This is a genomic window from Chitinophaga pendula (assembly GCF_020386615.1).
In the GTDB taxonomy this organism is placed as follows: domain Bacteria; phylum Bacteroidota; class Bacteroidia; order Chitinophagales; family Chitinophagaceae; genus Chitinophaga; species Chitinophaga pendula.
Genome location: NZ_CP077769.1, coordinates 5,127,468 through 5,142,913, shown reverse-complemented (window position 1 = coordinate 5,142,913; position 15,446 = coordinate 5,127,468). Strand labels below are relative to the sequence as shown.

14 protein-coding genes are annotated in these 15,446 nt (G+C 48.1%); 10 read left to right on the top strand and 4 right to left on the bottom strand.

Translation table 11 applies throughout. The features are described from left to right. Nucleotide 1 precedes the first annotated feature (1 nt). Genes KTO58_RS18805 through KTO58_RS18780 form a run of 6 tightly spaced genes read left to right on the top strand, consistent with a single transcriptional unit; the run spans nt 2 to nt 10,112 of the window. The gene (locus KTO58_RS18805) at nt 2-1,195 is read left to right on the top strand and encodes a hypothetical protein (protein WP_095837902.1); all 1,194 of its coding nucleotides are present in this window, start codon (nt 2-4) and stop codon (nt 1,193-1,195) included. 42 nt (nt 1,196-1,237) lie between these two features. Continuing rightward, on the top strand, nt 1,238-2,293 hold the full coding sequence (locus tag KTO58_RS18800; RefSeq protein WP_095837903.1) for a fasciclin domain-containing protein: 1,056 nt from the start codon (nt 1,238-1,240) through the stop codon (nt 2,291-2,293). Nucleotides 2,294-2,322: 29 nt separating this feature from the next. Beyond that, a complete protein-coding gene (locus tag KTO58_RS18795) occupies nt 2,323-3,591 on the top strand; it encodes a fasciclin domain-containing protein (RefSeq protein WP_095837904.1) in 1,269 nt (422 codons plus the stop codon). 11 nt (nt 3,592-3,602) lie between these two features. Next, on the top strand, nt 3,603-4,601 hold the full coding sequence (locus tag KTO58_RS18790; protein WP_095837905.1) for a fasciclin domain-containing protein: 999 nt from the start codon (nt 3,603-3,605) through the stop codon (nt 4,599-4,601). 33 nt (nt 4,602-4,634) lie between these two features. Beyond that, nucleotides 4,635-7,928 (top strand): TonB-dependent receptor, encoded by a 3,294-nt coding sequence (locus KTO58_RS18785; RefSeq protein WP_225859824.1) that lies wholly within the window; start codon nt 4,635-4,637, stop codon nt 7,926-7,928. An 18-nt stretch (nt 7,929-7,946) separates the two neighbouring features. Then, on the top strand, nt 7,947-10,112 hold the full coding sequence (locus KTO58_RS18780; RefSeq protein ID WP_225859823.1) for an IPT/TIG domain-containing protein: 2,166 nt from the start codon (nt 7,947-7,949) through the stop codon (nt 10,110-10,112). A gap of 94 nt (nt 10,113-10,206) precedes the next feature. On the opposite strand, the gene KTO58_RS18775 is transcribed toward KTO58_RS18780, so the two are convergent. Genes KTO58_RS18775 through KTO58_RS18760 form a run of 4 tightly spaced genes read right to left on the bottom strand, consistent with a single transcriptional unit; the run spans nt 10,207 to nt 12,410 of the window. Continuing rightward, nucleotides 10,207-10,806, bottom strand: a complete 600-nt coding sequence (locus KTO58_RS18775; RefSeq protein WP_198315194.1) for a nitroreductase family protein — start codon at nt 10,804-10,806, stop codon at nt 10,207-10,209. Between the two features lie 34 nt (nt 10,807-10,840). Beyond that, a complete protein-coding gene (locus KTO58_RS18770) occupies nt 10,841-11,278 on the bottom strand; it encodes an acyl-CoA thioesterase (RefSeq protein WP_095837908.1) in 438 nt (145 codons plus the stop codon). Between the two features lie 28 nt (nt 11,279-11,306). Beyond that, nucleotides 11,307-11,885, bottom strand: coding sequence for an RdgB/HAM1 family non-canonical purine NTP pyrophosphatase (rdgB, locus tag KTO58_RS18765; protein WP_225859822.1), 579 nt, complete (start codon nt 11,883-11,885; stop codon nt 11,307-11,309). Between the two features lie 24 nt (nt 11,886-11,909). After that, on the bottom strand, nt 11,910-12,410 hold the full coding sequence (locus KTO58_RS18760) for a hypothetical protein (RefSeq protein ID WP_157752860.1): 501 nt from the start codon (nt 12,408-12,410) through the stop codon (nt 11,910-11,912). A 205-nt stretch (nt 12,411-12,615) separates the two neighbouring features. Here KTO58_RS18760 and KTO58_RS18755 point away from each other — a divergent pair, with 205 nt between their 5' ends. The 4 genes from KTO58_RS18755 to rpsG all read left to right on the top strand — a co-directional run bounded on the left by KTO58_RS18755 (nt 12,616) and on the right by rpsG (nt 15,303). Further along, a complete protein-coding gene (locus KTO58_RS18755) occupies nt 12,616-13,725 on the top strand; it encodes a branched-chain amino acid aminotransferase (RefSeq protein WP_225859821.1) in 1,110 nt (369 codons plus the stop codon). A 224-nt stretch (nt 13,726-13,949) separates the two neighbouring features. Next, nucleotides 13,950-14,243, top strand: a complete 294-nt coding sequence (locus KTO58_RS18750; protein WP_095837910.1) for a hypothetical protein — start codon at nt 13,950-13,952, stop codon at nt 14,241-14,243. Nucleotides 14,244-14,423: 180 nt separating this feature from the next. Then, nucleotides 14,424-14,804, top strand: coding sequence for a 30S ribosomal protein S12 (gene rpsL, locus KTO58_RS18745; RefSeq protein WP_012789278.1), 381 nt, complete (start codon nt 14,424-14,426; stop codon nt 14,802-14,804). Nucleotides 14,805-14,835: 31 nt separating this feature from the next. Further along, nucleotides 14,836-15,303, top strand: a complete 468-nt coding sequence (gene rpsG, locus KTO58_RS18740; protein WP_095837911.1) for a 30S ribosomal protein S7 — start codon at nt 14,836-14,838, stop codon at nt 15,301-15,303. Nucleotides 15,304-15,446 lie beyond the last annotated feature (143 nt).

Here is a 15,446-nt window from a genome sequence, read left to right as displayed (position 1 = left end):
CATGTATAAACAATTGATGCGTTATCTCACCATGACCGTACTGTCTGCTGTTATGGTGTCCTGCAGTAAAGTCAACTACACAAAAGTAGATAACCCCGCATACCTGCGGGTATTCAACAACCTGAACTATATCGTAGGCTTGTCTAACAAAGACGAACCTACGCCCTTCCTCACCATGCTGATAGATCCCGTGCTCGATAAAGATGGGATACCTATAGGAGCCGCTATCAAAGGCGACTTCCTGGATAAACGTGATTGGTATGCACCACCATATCCCTCCCACATCGGAAGCAGTACCTCCGTGAAAAACCCCGAGTACCCGGGTAAAGAAGATGTCCCCGTCGCACCCGTGCTGAATGGTTTCGACCTCTCTAGCTGGGCACAGATACCATCCGGAAAACATCGCTTCCTGTTCTTGTACCGGCCCAATAGTAACACACCCTTTTTCGAACTGGAACCAATCTATCGCCGTAAAGTCATGATAGATACCGTCCTGGAACTATCTCCCAAAGAGGTATATACCATGCACATACTGCAACAGGATTTTAAAACCAAACGCAACGGACTCATACTCCGCCAGGAAAATTTCCATAAACAGTCACTGTCCGATTCCATGATATATGTCAATTGCTACAACATGAGCGCCAAAGGATTCTGGGAAGCAGACAATAGCCTCAAACCACGCCAGCGCACCGGAGGTACCTACCTGATGGAAATGGGATTGAAAGACCAGCTGACCATCTGGTACTCCCTGTTCAAAGGCGACGATCTGAAAGCGCCAGTACCCGGATACTTGTTCAACTATCTCGCCACCGTATACAGAGACACCGAATCATCCGCCGTCGCTCCATACTACAGCATACCCCTGTTCCCCGAAGCAACAGGAGATAAAATATACACCGACGTATGGCAACGGTTCAGCTTCTTCGGTGGTGGCATACACCCCAGCAATAATCCTTACAATGACAACGAAAGTAATACCTACGGCAACTATGGCCTGATCTCCTGTTATAAAAATGGACAAACAGGCGCTATTGGAGAAAGAGGAACTTTCGCGCTGCCTAACATGATTGTAAATATCCATTCCGGTGTATACAATCCCCGATCCTTCGCTACCGTCAATACAATCGAGATCGTAAACGGGGTCGCTTACCTGACCACCATACAGCGAAAATATGCACCGCCAATCTACTAAAGACACGGGCATACAAACTATCACAATTTCAAATCAAGAAGGATGAAGAGGTATCACCACTATCTATATAAACTGCTGTTGTGCCTGTCTGTATTGACAGTAGCCTGTAAACACGAACAGCTGGAAGTATATCAGGAAAATATCAGCTACCGCCCGGGTGCAGATTTCCTGAAAAATAACTATGACCTGACATTTTTTGCCGCAGCAGTAGAAAAAGCAGGAATGACCGAAGAGTTGAATACCAGGAACCCAATCACAATACTGGCGCCCAATAATAAAGCATTCCGCCTGCTGGGTATCCAGTCCGTAGAGGACTTTGATAAAATGAACAAGGATAGCCTCCGCCAGATGGTACAGTATCATATACTCGACAGACGACTGGTCGATGCAGATATCGCTAAAAAAGTCATCGATGCCAGATATACCACACTCGCAGGCGGCCGCCAGTTATTCATCTCTAATGAGTACACCTCCTGGACATCCCGTTACTATTTTAATGGTGCAAAGGCAGATCCTATGAATGCCATCATCTCTAATGGAGTGGTCCATGTACTGAATAAAGTGCTCCGGTATCAAAGCGGCACATTACGCGACTGGCTGAATAAACAGCCTGACTATAGCATCCTCGCCGCCGCCTTTAAAAAATTCGGCTACTGGGAACTACTCGCACAGGATGGCCCGTTCACAATTTTTGCACCCGACAATGCCGCATTCCTGGCCAAAGGTATTGACGCAAATGTTATTAACAGGATGGATACCGCCGCTTACTTCGGACATAGATTATTTGGCGTTTATATCCAACGCAATCGCAGGTACTTCATATCCGATTTCAAAGTGTTTGCAGTCAACAATGGAGAATTTAAACTGGAAGAAGCAATCTGGGGAGACACTTACTACATGACCCTGGGACACAATGAAGATCCGGTAGTAAAAGAACTCCAATATGTTATTTCAATCCGGACAAAAAAAGAATATCCGTTCGAAAGCGTCGGTAGCGCAGTGGGAAAACTACCCCCGTACCAGGACTACCTGTCCGACAATGGAGTCGTACAGCCCTTGACAGACGTGATCGTACTACCCAATCAAGCAAAAAAATAATTAAGATAAAACGAATTAAAATCTGAATCATGAACGGAGCAAAACAAGTATGGCTCACGCTCGTAGTCGTTCTTAGTATCATAACCGGGTGCCGTAAGAAAGAATTTGTACACCTGCCGGAAGGACAGAAGGTGCCCTATGAAGAAGTGAAGGTCACTCTTAAAGAAGTACTGCAAAGACCCGAATATCAATTGTTCAATAAAGCCTGGCTCAAAAGTAATATGTCCGGCATCATCGCTGCCAATGGAAATGCGCCTGTTACATTACTGGTGCCAGACAACGCAGCCATGCGGGCTGCCGGACTGGATGATGCAGGCATCGATAAAACGACACAAACCGCACTCGATACCTTACTCATGTATCATACCCTCACCGCCAGGGTAGAACAACAAGGATTGCAGTCCCTGACCGGCAACGTCGCCTGGCGCACCTTCCTGCTTAACCCCGCATATACAGAAGGTCTCAACGGTGTAGGATCTGCCGTATCGCGGGATAGCATGTACCGATACCGTCACTACCTGGGCCTGAGCCAGAAAAATGAATTGATCGTAGAAGGCAAACAACTAGGTACAGGCGCACCGGTGATCGCAAAAGATGGTAACATCTGGCCAATCAATAAAGTATTACGCCCTGCCACTAAAACCATGTTGGAAACATTGAAAGATGATGGCAGGTTCACCTTGTATCTAGAAGCTTTACAGATGACTGATGATCTCTACGGCACCCTGCCAGAGATCGATGAATACAGCGTAGGACCCTATCTGTTCCTGAGCACCGTCATGAATGCCACCATTTGGGATATAGATTGGGAAGAATGCTTCTGCCCGATTTTTGTTCGTGGAAAAACACAGCGCTTCAGCTTGTTTGCACCTACAGATGATGCATTCCGCCAGGCAGGACTAGCTACCAAAGAAGACCTCCTCGCATTAAATAGCCGCACACCTCCCCGATTCCAGGGTTTCACCTTAGTACATTTTGCTGTATTGGATAGCCTGCTGGGTATAAATGTATGGGGCAAACAAAGGCAAATGTTTGCGACCAGCGCCCCGCCCATTTTTTACTCCAATGACCTGGTACCGGCAATAATGAACGAGTACACCGTCAGTTCCAGCTTCACCGGCAAAACATGGCAACCATTCGAATGCTCAAAAGATGGCAATGGCCGCGTACAGCTGAAAGCAAAGGGCAGCACCGCAGAAAAAGCAACGATCATAGAAGGCGACATCCCTACCATACAAGGACCCATCCATGTAATAGATCGCCTGCTCCCACCGCCCGGTTTTTCATTTACACACTAATCGAATCTGTTATGCGCTTTAAATATGCTTATATCGCCGCACTAATACTGTTGCCCATAGCACAAGGGATGTCCGGCTGTAATAAAGAAGATAATATCCGCTTGCGGGATAACAATATCCTGCCTTCCGTGATCAAGGACAACTTCAACCTGAAAATATTCAGTACCGCACTGGATCGCAGCAACCTCACTCCCCAGGTGTCAAAACCAGGCCCGTTTACCTTACTCGTACCCGCCGATGCCGCATTCATCGCAGCAGGATACAGTAACCCCGGTGCCGTACAGACCGCCAGCCAGGAAACCATCAGACGCCTCACCGCCTATCACATCCTGGAAGGAACATACGAACTGGATAAACTGCCTTTCCTGTTCAATCAGGAAATCAACTCCTACAGCGGCGGAAAATTATTCGTAACAAGATGGGTAAAAGGAAAAGATACCATACTAACCGTCAATGGTAGCCGCATATTGCTCTCCTCCGTAAAAGCCTCCAATGGCATCATGCATATCATGAACCGAGTACTGAATCCAAACCAGTTCGATATACTGGCAGATGCACTCGCAGGAGATCGTAACCTGACATTGTTCTACCAGGCAGTGCGCATAAGCGGCCTCGAACAAATGCTCACCGGACAAACACTTTATACCGTCTTCGCACCCAATAACAACGCCATGACTTCCTATGGATACAACACCCTGGAGGCCATACAAACGGCAGATCCCGCTGCATTACGCGAATTTGTAAAGTATCACATACTGTCAGACCGCCACTTCGTTAACGACTATGTATTGAGCGCCGGCCCCTCCGCCACCGCCACCGCTACCATGCTTAATAACAATGCAGTAAAGGTAACCCTCATACCAAATAGCACCGTACCAGGTGGATACGAAGGCATTACCCTGACAGGTATAGGCAATGGCAACACACCTGCCAAAATATTCAAACAGGATGTCATCACCAACAATGGCGTATTGCACACGATAGATCAGGTATTGAAACTCTCCCAATGATCTGCAGGGCACTAACAAATTAATATGCGAACCATGAACATACAATTACATAGACTTAATATACACTATCTGTGGATAGCAATGCTGGGGCTATTACTCCTGGCACTACCTTTCGCAGGCATCGCACAGGAAACCAGCGGAGGCATCACCGGCAAGATAACGGACGAAAAAGGGAGCCCCCTGGCAGCAGCCGATGTCATCATCGTCCACCTGCCTTCAGGTACCACCTATCCCGTCTCTACCGAAAAAGATGGACGCTACCGCGTACTGGGACTACACCCGGGCGGCCCATACGTCGTTACCGCCAGCACTCCCGGCCTCGCCTCCATACAATTTGACAACCTGTTCGTGAAACTCGGAGAACCCTTACAGCTCAACATCGTATTACGGAAAGGCAATGAACAACTTAAAGAAATAGAGATCAAAACATCCCGCCAGCGAACCACCGCCAATACATATGGCGCAGGTGAATACATCAGTAAAGATCGCATCAAAAACATGCCGGCCATCAACAGAAGCCTGCAGGACATGACACGATTGGTGCCGCAGGGTAGCAAGGACAACAGCTTTGGTGGAACAAACTTCCGCTACAACAACGTCACCATAGATGGTGCCATCAACAACGATGCGATCGGATTCAGCCCCTCCATGGGCGGACAGAACGGTACCTCCGGACAACCGGGCAGCAGCACCCGCACAAACCCCGTCTCCCTGGATGCCATCGAAGACATTCAGGTATATCTCGCCCCCTTCGATGTCAAAATAGGCAACTTCACCGGCGGTAGCGTCAATGCCGTTACCCGCAAAGGAACCAACAAGTGGAGCGGATCCATCTACGGATTTGGTCGCAATGCAACCCTGGTAGGTAAAGACCGCAAAGGAAACTCCGGCAGCATGCCGGCAGACTTCCAGGACTACCAGGCCGGTTTCCGACTGGGATTCCCTATCGTCCGTAACAAATTGTTCTTTTTTACAAATATGGAACTGACCAGGCGTACAGACCCATTACTGCTACGCGTCGGTATCCCCGAAACCAGCGGCATATTAAGTGTAAAAGACGCAGCAGATATTATTAGCACCACCCGTCAACGCTACGACGCTTTCGATCCAAGCACCGGCGGCAATTATAATACCTCCTCCCGCTCTAACAAATTCTTCGGCCGCATCGACTGGAATATCAATAGCAAACACCAGCTGTCCTTACGCAACAATACCATCTTCTCCAACGCCATGCACATGGACCGCGATCAGCAAGACTTCCGCTTCAGCAGCATGGCCTTCGAACAGACCAATAACCAAACCGGAACAGTAGCAGAACTCAAAAGCCGCTTCACAAACACCTTGTCAAACAGCCTCGTAGTTGGCTACTCCTCCGTCAATGACTACCGTACACCACAAAGTAACCCCAACCTGCCGCAAATACAGATCGCCGGCCGCTCACCGGGTACAACCATCTACATCGGTACCGACCGCGAAGCTTCCATCTTTAATATGAAACAACGGGTACTCGAGATCACAGACAACATCACCTGGACTAAAGGTAAACATACCTTCCTGTTCGGTACCCACAATGAACTATATAACATCAACTACGGATTTGTCAACAGCTGGAACGGTCGCGTCGACTACCTGAGCATCGAAGATTATATCGCCAACAATCCCTACCGGGTAAGAGGCAGTTATAACTATATCAACAATAGCCGGGATTATATCCTGAACCATCCCGCAGCAGTATTCCGCGTCAATATGTACAGCGCCTACGTACAGGACGAAATACAACTGAACGACCGCCTGAAGATCACTCCCGGATTAAGGATCGACTACACACACCTGCCAGACAAACCTTCCCTGACAGATCGTGTGCAGGACTCGCCCGCCGACCCCTTCTACGGCAACACTTACTATTACACGCCCTTACAACGGCTATCCGGCAACTACCTCAATCGCGTACAACTTTCACCGCGCATCGGCATACGCTACGACGTACTGGGCGATCAGCGCCTGATAATCAGAGGTGGCGCGGGCATATTCACAGGCCGCATACCTTTCGCATGGCTGGCATATGCCTATTACAATAATGGACTTTCTTATGGCTCCTTTGACCAGCGGGCAGACCAGCAACCATTTGCGCCTGGTAGTGATGCAAACAGACCTGGCAACAATGGTATAGCAGACTTTATCTCGCAGAATGGTGTCCTGATCAATAACCCTCGTACCGGCAAAACACAGGTGGACCTCGTCGACAATAATTTCACCATGCCCAAAGTATTGAGAGCAAGCGCAGCGGTAGCATATACAACAGATAGCCGCTGGAAACTGGGCATCGAAGGAATCATTACCAAAACCCTGAAAGATGTATTCTTCCAACAGGTAAACATCACCGATAATCCCGTGTACTACTATTATGACAAACAACGCCAGCAACCAATATATACAGGTACCATCAACCCGGGTTTCTCAAATGCGTATCTGTTAAGTAATACAAACAAAGGATTCCGGTACAGCATCACCGGTACAATTAGTAAAGACTTCGCCAAAGGATTATCCCTGTCCGGCGCTTACACCTATGGTAAGAGCAAAGATGTATTCAATGGCGTACGTAACTCCATGGAGTCTAACTGGCAACTCAACCAGGCACTCAATCCTAACAATGCCGGCTTGTCATACTCTAATTTCGATATCAGGCATCGCATCATTTTTAATGCGGATTACCGGAAGCCATGGAACGATAAGTGGATAAGCAGCCTGCACCTGTTTGTAAGTGCACAATCCGGTAGCCCCTTCACTTACGGTATCCTCAATAATAGCATACAGGGCCTGCCACAACAAGTGAACCTGGCTTATATCCCTTCCAGCACAGAAGCAGTAGAGTTCTTCAATACCTATCAGGCCGCCAACGGCGCCATCATCACAGCAGCAGAACAAGCCGCCGCATTCAACACCTTTATCGATGGAGACAAATACCTGAGCAGCCGCCGCGGACAATTTACAGAACGTAACAGCGGACGTACCCCCTGGAACGTACAGGCAGACCTGCATTTCACACAGGAATATCACTTCAGAGGTAGTAAAGACAAGTTCCTGAGCTTTACAATAGATGTGATCAACCTGACGAACCTGCTCTACAAAGAATGGGGAATACAATATTTCTCACCCAATACCTTCAACGCTACCGCCAGCATAGGATTGACACCAACACTGTTCCCGCCGCAACAAAATCCGAAACAAGGTCCCGTATACCGGTTCAATCATCCGGGAAAACCCTATGCCATCGACTACTTCGGATCGAGAAGCCAGGTACAGCTGGGCGTACGCTATACATTTTAATCGTGTAAATATTAAAGCATGAGAAACATCATTATAAATACGGCCTTGTGTTGCCTGCTTGCCTTCGCAGCACTCTGGCAATCGTGTAAGAAGGAGTCAAAAGACGTGCAGATACCGCTGAAAGTAGAACAATACTTCCCCAACAGCGGAAAGGCAGGAACATTGGTAACCATCAAGGGCACCGGCCTGCCCACCGATCGCAATAATGTCAAAGTATACTTCGGTAGCCAACAGGCTACCCTGGTAAGCACGCAGGAACAAAAACTGATCGTACAGGCCCCGGTAGAGGGCACCACAGGCGCCGTAACCATCCGCGTAGGAGATCAGACCACGGAAGTAGGTAACTATACCTACCAGTCACTGAGCGTACGGGATGCATTACCAGCCAACGGCCCGGCAGGAGCAAGTATACGTATCGTCGGTGAAGGTTTTAGCAGCCTCAAACAACCGGCTGTAGTCACCATCAATGGCAAGACCGCCAGTATTGTAAGCGCCAGCGATACAGCAATAGTAGCAGAGATACCCCAAGACGCAGGCAATGGCCCTATCGTCGTGGAAGTAGAAGGAAAAACCTCTACAGGCCCGAATTTCCGTTACCAATCAATCACAACAGCCCAGCCTTTGACCGGCGGCACAGGTACGCGTGTAGTTATCAAAGGACAGGGCTTCGAAAGCCTGGCCGCACAAAATAAAGTAACATTCAACGGCCTGGCAGCAATAGTAGAAGAAGCCTCCGCAGAACAATTGATCGTCATCGCGCCTCCCCAGCTCAAAACAGGCGTTCTGGCAGTCACCATCAACGGTCAGCAGATCACAGGTCCCACATTCACAGTCGTGCCACCGCCTGTTATAGTAGCCGTTACACCCCTCAGCGGTCCCGCTGGTACCCGGATGACAATAGATGGCCTGAACTTCAGCACCAACATCACAGAAAATGTGGTGACGCTCAATAACAAACCTATCCCCGTTAAAACCGCCAGCGGCCATGCCCTTACCTTGGAAATCCCCGCCGGTATTGGCAGCGGCGAATTGAAACTGGCCGTTAACGGACAGGAAGTGGCCGGCCCCGCATTTAAAGAACAAACATTGGGCATCAGCAGCATCTTGCCCGACAACGGCCTGGCAGGATCTGAAATAACGATCAAAGGCACCGGCTTCAGTAACGTACCGACAGAGAACATAGTCACCTTCAATGGCCTGACAGCCACCGTAACAAGCGTAAATACCAATGGAACAGAACTGATGGTAAAAGTACCGGCAGGCGTAACTACAGGTAATATCACCGTAACACGGGGCCCACTGAAAGCAGAAAGTCCGGAAAGATTCAGAAGGGCAGGAGTGACCACCCTGGCCGGTGGACCGGGCGATCCACTCATAACCGCCGCCACCAGTTCCATCGTAGTCGACACCAAAGGCAACGTATATGTAAATGGCTACTTCCACATAGTGAAGATTACACCACAAGGCAATACCAGCTTATTTGCCGGCAATATACAACAACCCGGTGCCACAAATGGAACAGGTACCGCCGCCCGCTTTAAATCCATCAAAGGACTGACGATCGATGAAAATGACAACCTCTATATCAGCGATGACTATACTATCCGCAAAATAACACCTGCCGCAGTAGTCAGCAATTATGCCACCTTATCCGTTCAAATGAACAATATATGCCTCGATAAACAATACAACCTATATGGTACCAGCGGCCACGGGGGTATTACTAAACTGTACCCCTCCGGAGAAACAGAGAAAGTAGTGTACAACCTGGTGAACGATAAGTGTCGCCCTGCAGTAGATACAAAAGGTACACTCTACTACTCACCGGATATGTTCGACTCACGCATCGTCCGGGTTCCCAGTACTATAATGTTCACCATGATGGGATACCAGGACGGACTGCTCAGCAATGCCGCCATGATGGATGGAACAGTCGCACTCCAGTTCGACACTAAAGGACGATTGTTTATCATGGACCCAAAGAACTATGCTATTCGTATGGTAGATTTCGCAGCTGCACGCGTAAGCTCTCCAATGAAACTCGCAAATAACCGTGGCTTCGCGGATGGAAGTTTTACAGAAGCAATGATCGGAAGTGTAACCGATATGGCTATCGATAATCAAGGTGTCATTTACCTGCTGGATGCTTCGAACCAGGCAGTCCGCAAGGTATTTGTACAATAGATATACATAAACACTATCAACTATAATAAACCAAAACAAAAAAAAGCCGTCGCATACATGCGACGGCTTTTGCTATCATAGTCAATGACGGATATTATTTCCACACAATCTTCTCACTAAGCGGCTTCACACGTTTACCCGCTGGCAACTCCTCATCGGTATAACCCAGGTAGAATAATCCCATTACCTTATCCTGTTCACCAAGTCCCAGATACTCACGCATAGCAGGCTGTAATGTCATACCACCGGTACCCCAATAAGCACAAAGGCCCATCGCAGTTGCCGCCAGCCACATATTCTGCACCGCACAAGATACCGCTGCGATCTCCTCCATCTCAGGAATGTTAGGCTTGTCACCACGCTTCATAGCAATGGCGATCACATGCGATGCCTGATCTCCCATCTGCGCCAGCTTGTCGAAAGTACCGGCAATAAACCGCTCCGCCGGCGTGTGCGTCCGGTATAAAGCAGCATGGTCCGCACAGAATTGTTGTACAGCGGCACCACTGTATACAGTAAAATGCCAGGGCTCCGTATAACCATGGGTAGGTGCCCAGTTAGCCAGCTCTAACAACTGATGTATTTTCTCGTCCGCAATCTTCTGACCGTTCATACTCGTCGGCTTCACATTACGACGACGCGCGATAATGTCAGCGATCACAGTCTCTTGTTCATTATTGATATTAATACTCATATCTTTCATTTAATAATTGGTTGCTGATGATAAATTATTTTGCCTGGCTTAATCGCTCCTCCCATCCCTCAGGCAAACGCGCCAGCTTACGGACCGTGTAATCAAAACAAAGCATCCCCGTTTTAGCCTCCGCAATAAGAAAGGATCGCCCATCCCGGTCACTGGTAATACGATAATACAACTCAAAACCAAAAGCAGAAAACTCCGTAGCCGTCACCGATATCGTAAACACATCCCCGTGAAATCCCTCCCCTTTAAACACTAATGCCGCATCCGCCATGATCAGGCTCGTATGCCCGGGATCCAATTCCTTCACACCAGCCGCCGTTAGAAAATGTAATCGCGCTTCATGAATGATAGACAGGATAGCATCATTACCTACATGCCCGCCATAGTTCACATCTGTAATACGCACCGGAATATTCGTACGGAACGTGAAATGCTCCGGCATCGTTATTTTTACTCTAGCCATATGTATTGACGAAGATTAAACAGGCAGGTTATCGTTGTGTTTTCAAAAAAGCGATCAACTTGGCAAAGGCCCGCGCACGATGACTATACTGGTTCTTCTCCGGCAGGTCCATCTCCGCAAAACTACGCTCCGTTCCCTCCGGTATAAATATAGGATCATAACCAAATCCCTTATCCCCCCGACGTTGCAACGCAATACGACCCGCTACCACACCTTCAAACTGATGCTCCTCACCATCAAGGATCAACGACAGTACCGTACGGAACTGCGCCCCACGATCCGTTACTCCTTCCAACTGCTGCAACACCAACGCTATATTATCGTCGGCAGATTTCTGATCGCCTGCATAACGGGCAGACAATACACCGGGCGCACCGCCCAACGCAACTACCTCCATACCCGTATCCTCCGAAAAACAATCCCGCCCCGTCATATTATGTATCACCGTCGACTTCTCCCGCGCATTCTCCTCCAGCGTATCATGTGGCTCCGGAATATCAATGTCAATACCCGCCTCCCGCAGCGTAATGATCTCAAACGCATCCCCCAGCATCGAACGCATCTCCTTTACCTTATTCTCATTATTAGTAGCAAATACCAGTTTCATGATCCATTAGTTTATTTGATAGTCTTATATGCCAAGCAACTGCTTCAACGCATTCCACAACCGACCCTTCAACTGCTTATCCTGCCCGATCATTTCCAACGGATCAGAAAAAAGCAACGTAGTCCCCTTCGCCGCCGCCACCACCTGGTACACCGGCACATCCTCCAATCCTAACGAAGATGCCGTAATACCAAAAAAGATCGCCTGCTTCAAAGGCAACGCTTCCTGCCACACCGAAATCGGCTGATTCCCATACTGCACCGTATTAATAAGCGCAATATCCTGCATCCCGAGTTTACAGGCATTCAATATATTTGTAAGAAGGTTAAACAACTCCTCGTTTAAATATGCTTCATTTCCGTTTTGTATGAAGACCCCGATGTTTTTTTGATTTTCACCTAAAAATTTCACTTTGGGAAGCGAATTTTGAACCGGCTCAACAGTAACCGCACTACCGGGAATGATAGGCTGGGCATATATCTTAGCCAAAAAATATGGGTCCAGCTGTACTTGATCTAACGGCATCCTTATTAGTTTAATAATATATATGATGGTCCCGGGTGGGGAAAAAATCAGTTTATTTGCAAAATGGATCGGCAAAAGGCCAACTATACATGAAGCTGGTTGCCTATTGTAAAGGATAACGACAGCTAATCCTTCACCCACTTTTGGGAGAAGCAGCTAAACACCAAAACAAAATGTAAAATTATTGAGATAAAACCGATTTACCATGATGCTTGCAGATTATCCAAACATAAAAACGACAGTAATGGAAGAAGCCCTCAAGCGGATCAAAGTCACCAAAACGACAGACAGCCGATTAGGAGAAGTGGATTTTAACAACCTGGTATTTGGAAAAAAATATGCCGACCACATGCTGGTGGCAGATTTTGATGGACAAAACTGGACCAACGCAGAAATACTGCCGTTCCAAAATCTTTCCGTAAGCCCCTCCAATGCCGCATGGCACTACGGACAGGCTATCTTTGAAGGTATCAAGGCCTATAACGATCAACAGGGCAACCCCATGATCTTCCGCCCCTACGATAACTACAAACGCTTTAACCTCTCCGCCGAACGCATGGGTATGCCCGACGTTCCCGAATGGCTCTTCATAGGTGGCCTCTCCATGCTCGTTTCCATGGACAAAGGATGGGTACCCTCCAATCCCGGATGCTCCCTCTATCTCCGGCCTTTCATGATCGCCGCCGACGAATTCATCGGCGTAAGACCTTCCGATACCTACAAATTCGCAATCATCAACTCACCGTCCGGTCCCTATTTTAATAAACCAATTAAATTACTGGTACAGGACAAATACGTAAGAGCATTCCCCGGAGGCGTAGGATACGCAAAAGCCGCAGGTAACTACGGTGGCGCTATGTACCCCACTATGCAGGCCCGCCAGAAAGGTTTCGACCAGATACTCTGGGTAGATGGATACGAACACAAATACCTGCAGGAATGCGGTACCATGAACGTATTCGTGATCATCGGCAACAAAGCCATCACCCCGGACCTCTCCCAGGGAACCATCCTCGCCGGCGTAACCAGGGCCAGCGTAATGTCCATCCTCTCCGATATAGGCCTCGAACTGGAAGAACGCCCAGTATCCATAGAAGAAGTAGTAGCCGCCTATAAAGATGGCTCCCTCCGCGAAGTATTCGGCACCGGCACCGCCTCCAGCGTAGCCTATGTCGAAGAACTCCACTACCTGGACAACAAGATCACCCTCGACACCACCAAATACAACGTCGGCGCCGAAGTGATCAACCGCCTCGATGCCATCCGAACCGGCAAAGTAGAAGATATTCGCGGCTGGAACTTCATCGTAAAATAAACAATACCAACATCAGATATTATAACCGGCCCGGTACGATCGTCCCAACAGACCTTCCCGCCGGGCCGGATACTTTCCCCTAACTCCCCTCCAGCCGCAGATCCCCCCTCACATCCCCGCCCGCCCAAACCACTTAACAATAACATAATTTCAGTTCCGTACTACTGATGTTCATTCGAACAATTTCCTTATCTTTGCCCCTCTTTATCCGGAATAGCTCGAATATGACCTTATCTGCCTTTACAGCTACGCTCCAGGACAAAACCCCTCCGCAGGAGTTATCAGTGCTCTTACAGGCACTTTGGTGGGACGGCAAAGGCGATTGGGAACGAGCTCACGACCTGGTACAGGACCTCAGCGGCAAAAACGCCGCCTGGATCCATGCCTACCTCCACCGGAAAGAAGGAGACCCCGGCAACGCCGCCTATTGGTACAGCCGGGCCAGTCAGCCGGTATGTAAAGAAGACCTGACCATAGAATGGAACCAAATTACAGGTACATTATTACAAAGCCACTGATCAACAACGAATTAAATAAGAAAAGCGAGAAGGAGAAAAGGTTTGATTGCAGTGTCCGCTTAAAAAAATCTCGAAACAATTTTGTTATTCACATAGATAGTTTTACCTTTGCCCTCCCAAATTCCCATATGGGATGTTTTGGATGTCATTGTAAACCGACAGTAAAAAACTAGGTAAAGAATGCCTACTATACAACAATTAGTAAGAAAAGGAAGAGAAATTATCCGGGCTAAGTCCAAGTCCAGGGCATTAGATAGCTGCCCCCAGCGCCGTGGCGTTTGTACCCGCGTGTACACAACCACTCCTAAAAAGCCAAACTCCGCTCTGCGTAAAGTGGCTAAAGTGCGTCTGACCAATAAAGTTGAGGTGATCGCTTATATCCCCGGTGAAGGACACAACCTGCAGGAACACTCTATCGTACTAATCCGTGGCGGTAGGGTAAAAGACTTACCTGGTGTGCGTTACCACATCGTACGTGGCTCACTCGATACTGCTGGCGTGAAAGACAGAAAGCAAAGCCGTTCCAAGTATGGTACCAAAAAGGAAAAGGCTAAAAAATAATCTTAATAAATAGTTGAAATTTTCTACATAAATGAGAAAGCAAGCTGCTAAAAAACTGCCCCTCGCTCCGGATCCGCGGTTTAATGACAAACTGGTTACCCGTTTTGTTAATAACGTGATGGAGCAAGGTAAAAAAAGCGTAGCCTACAAAATATTCTACGATGCAGTGGATAAAGTAAGCCAGATCACTGGGGATAACGGATACGATGTATGGAAAAAAGCATTGACCAACGTAACACCAGCTGTAGAAGTTAGAAGCCGCCGTATCGGTGGTGCTACCTTCCAGATCCCTGCTGAAGTTCGTGCAGATAGAAAAATCTCCCTCAGCATCAAATGGCTGATCCGTTACGCCGGTGAAAGAAATGGTAAGAGCATGGCCGAGAAACTGGCTAACGAGATCGTAGCTGCCAGCAAAGGTGAAGGTGCCGCTTTCAAAAAGAAAGAAGATACCCACCGTATGGCTGAAGCGAACAAAGCGTTCTCTCACTTCAGAATCTAGTCCGATATCTTATCGCTATCATATTCACAAACGCTTCCTTCTATACGATGGAAGCGTTTGTCGCTTTCTAAAGCATTCATCAGCCTCCAGCCTTGAATGCCTTCAGGTTATCAGTAGGCTATTTATATAATATGTCAGTAGCC

What these genes read in the sequence shown, in the direction of transcription:
- KTO58_RS18805 (WP_095837902.1), top strand. Translation starts at nt 2, where the DNA reads ATGTATAAACAATTGATGCGTTATCTCACCATGACCGTACTGTCTGCT.
- KTO58_RS18800 (WP_095837903.1), top strand. Translation starts at nt 1,238, where the DNA reads ATGAAGAGGTATCACCACTATCTATATAAACTGCTGTTGTGCCTGTCT.
- KTO58_RS18795 (WP_095837904.1), top strand. Translation starts at nt 2,323, where the DNA reads ATGAACGGAGCAAAACAAGTATGGCTCACGCTCGTAGTCGTTCTTAGT.
- KTO58_RS18790 (WP_095837905.1), top strand. Translation starts at nt 3,603, where the DNA reads ATGCGCTTTAAATATGCTTATATCGCCGCACTAATACTGTTGCCCATA.
- KTO58_RS18785 (WP_225859824.1), top strand. Translation starts at nt 4,635, where the DNA reads ATGAACATACAATTACATAGACTTAATATACACTATCTGTGGATAGCA.
- KTO58_RS18780 (WP_225859823.1), top strand. Translation starts at nt 7,947, where the DNA reads ATGAGAAACATCATTATAAATACGGCCTTGTGTTGCCTGCTTGCCTTC.
- KTO58_RS18775 (WP_198315194.1), bottom strand. Translation starts at nt 10,806, where the DNA reads ATGAGTATTAATATCAATAATGAACAAGAGACTGTGATCGCTGACATT.
- KTO58_RS18770 (WP_095837908.1), bottom strand. Translation starts at nt 11,278, where the DNA reads ATGGCTAGAGTAAAAATAACGATGCCGGAGCATTTCACGTTCCGTACG.
- rdgB (WP_225859822.1), bottom strand. Translation starts at nt 11,885, where the DNA reads ATGAAACTGGTATTTGCTACTAATAATGAGAATAAGGTAAAGGAGATG.
- KTO58_RS18760 (WP_157752860.1), bottom strand. Translation starts at nt 12,410, where the DNA reads ATGCCGTTAGATCAAGTACAGCTGGACCCATATTTTTTGGCTAAGATA.
- KTO58_RS18755 (WP_225859821.1), top strand. Translation starts at nt 12,616, where the DNA reads ATGATGCTTGCAGATTATCCAAACATAAAAACGACAGTAATGGAAGAA.
- KTO58_RS18750 (WP_095837910.1), top strand. Translation starts at nt 13,950, where the DNA reads ATGACCTTATCTGCCTTTACAGCTACGCTCCAGGACAAAACCCCTCCG.
- rpsL (WP_012789278.1), top strand. Translation starts at nt 14,424, where the DNA reads ATGCCTACTATACAACAATTAGTAAGAAAAGGAAGAGAAATTATCCGG.
- rpsG (WP_095837911.1), top strand. Translation starts at nt 14,836, where the DNA reads ATGAGAAAGCAAGCTGCTAAAAAACTGCCCCTCGCTCCGGATCCGCGG.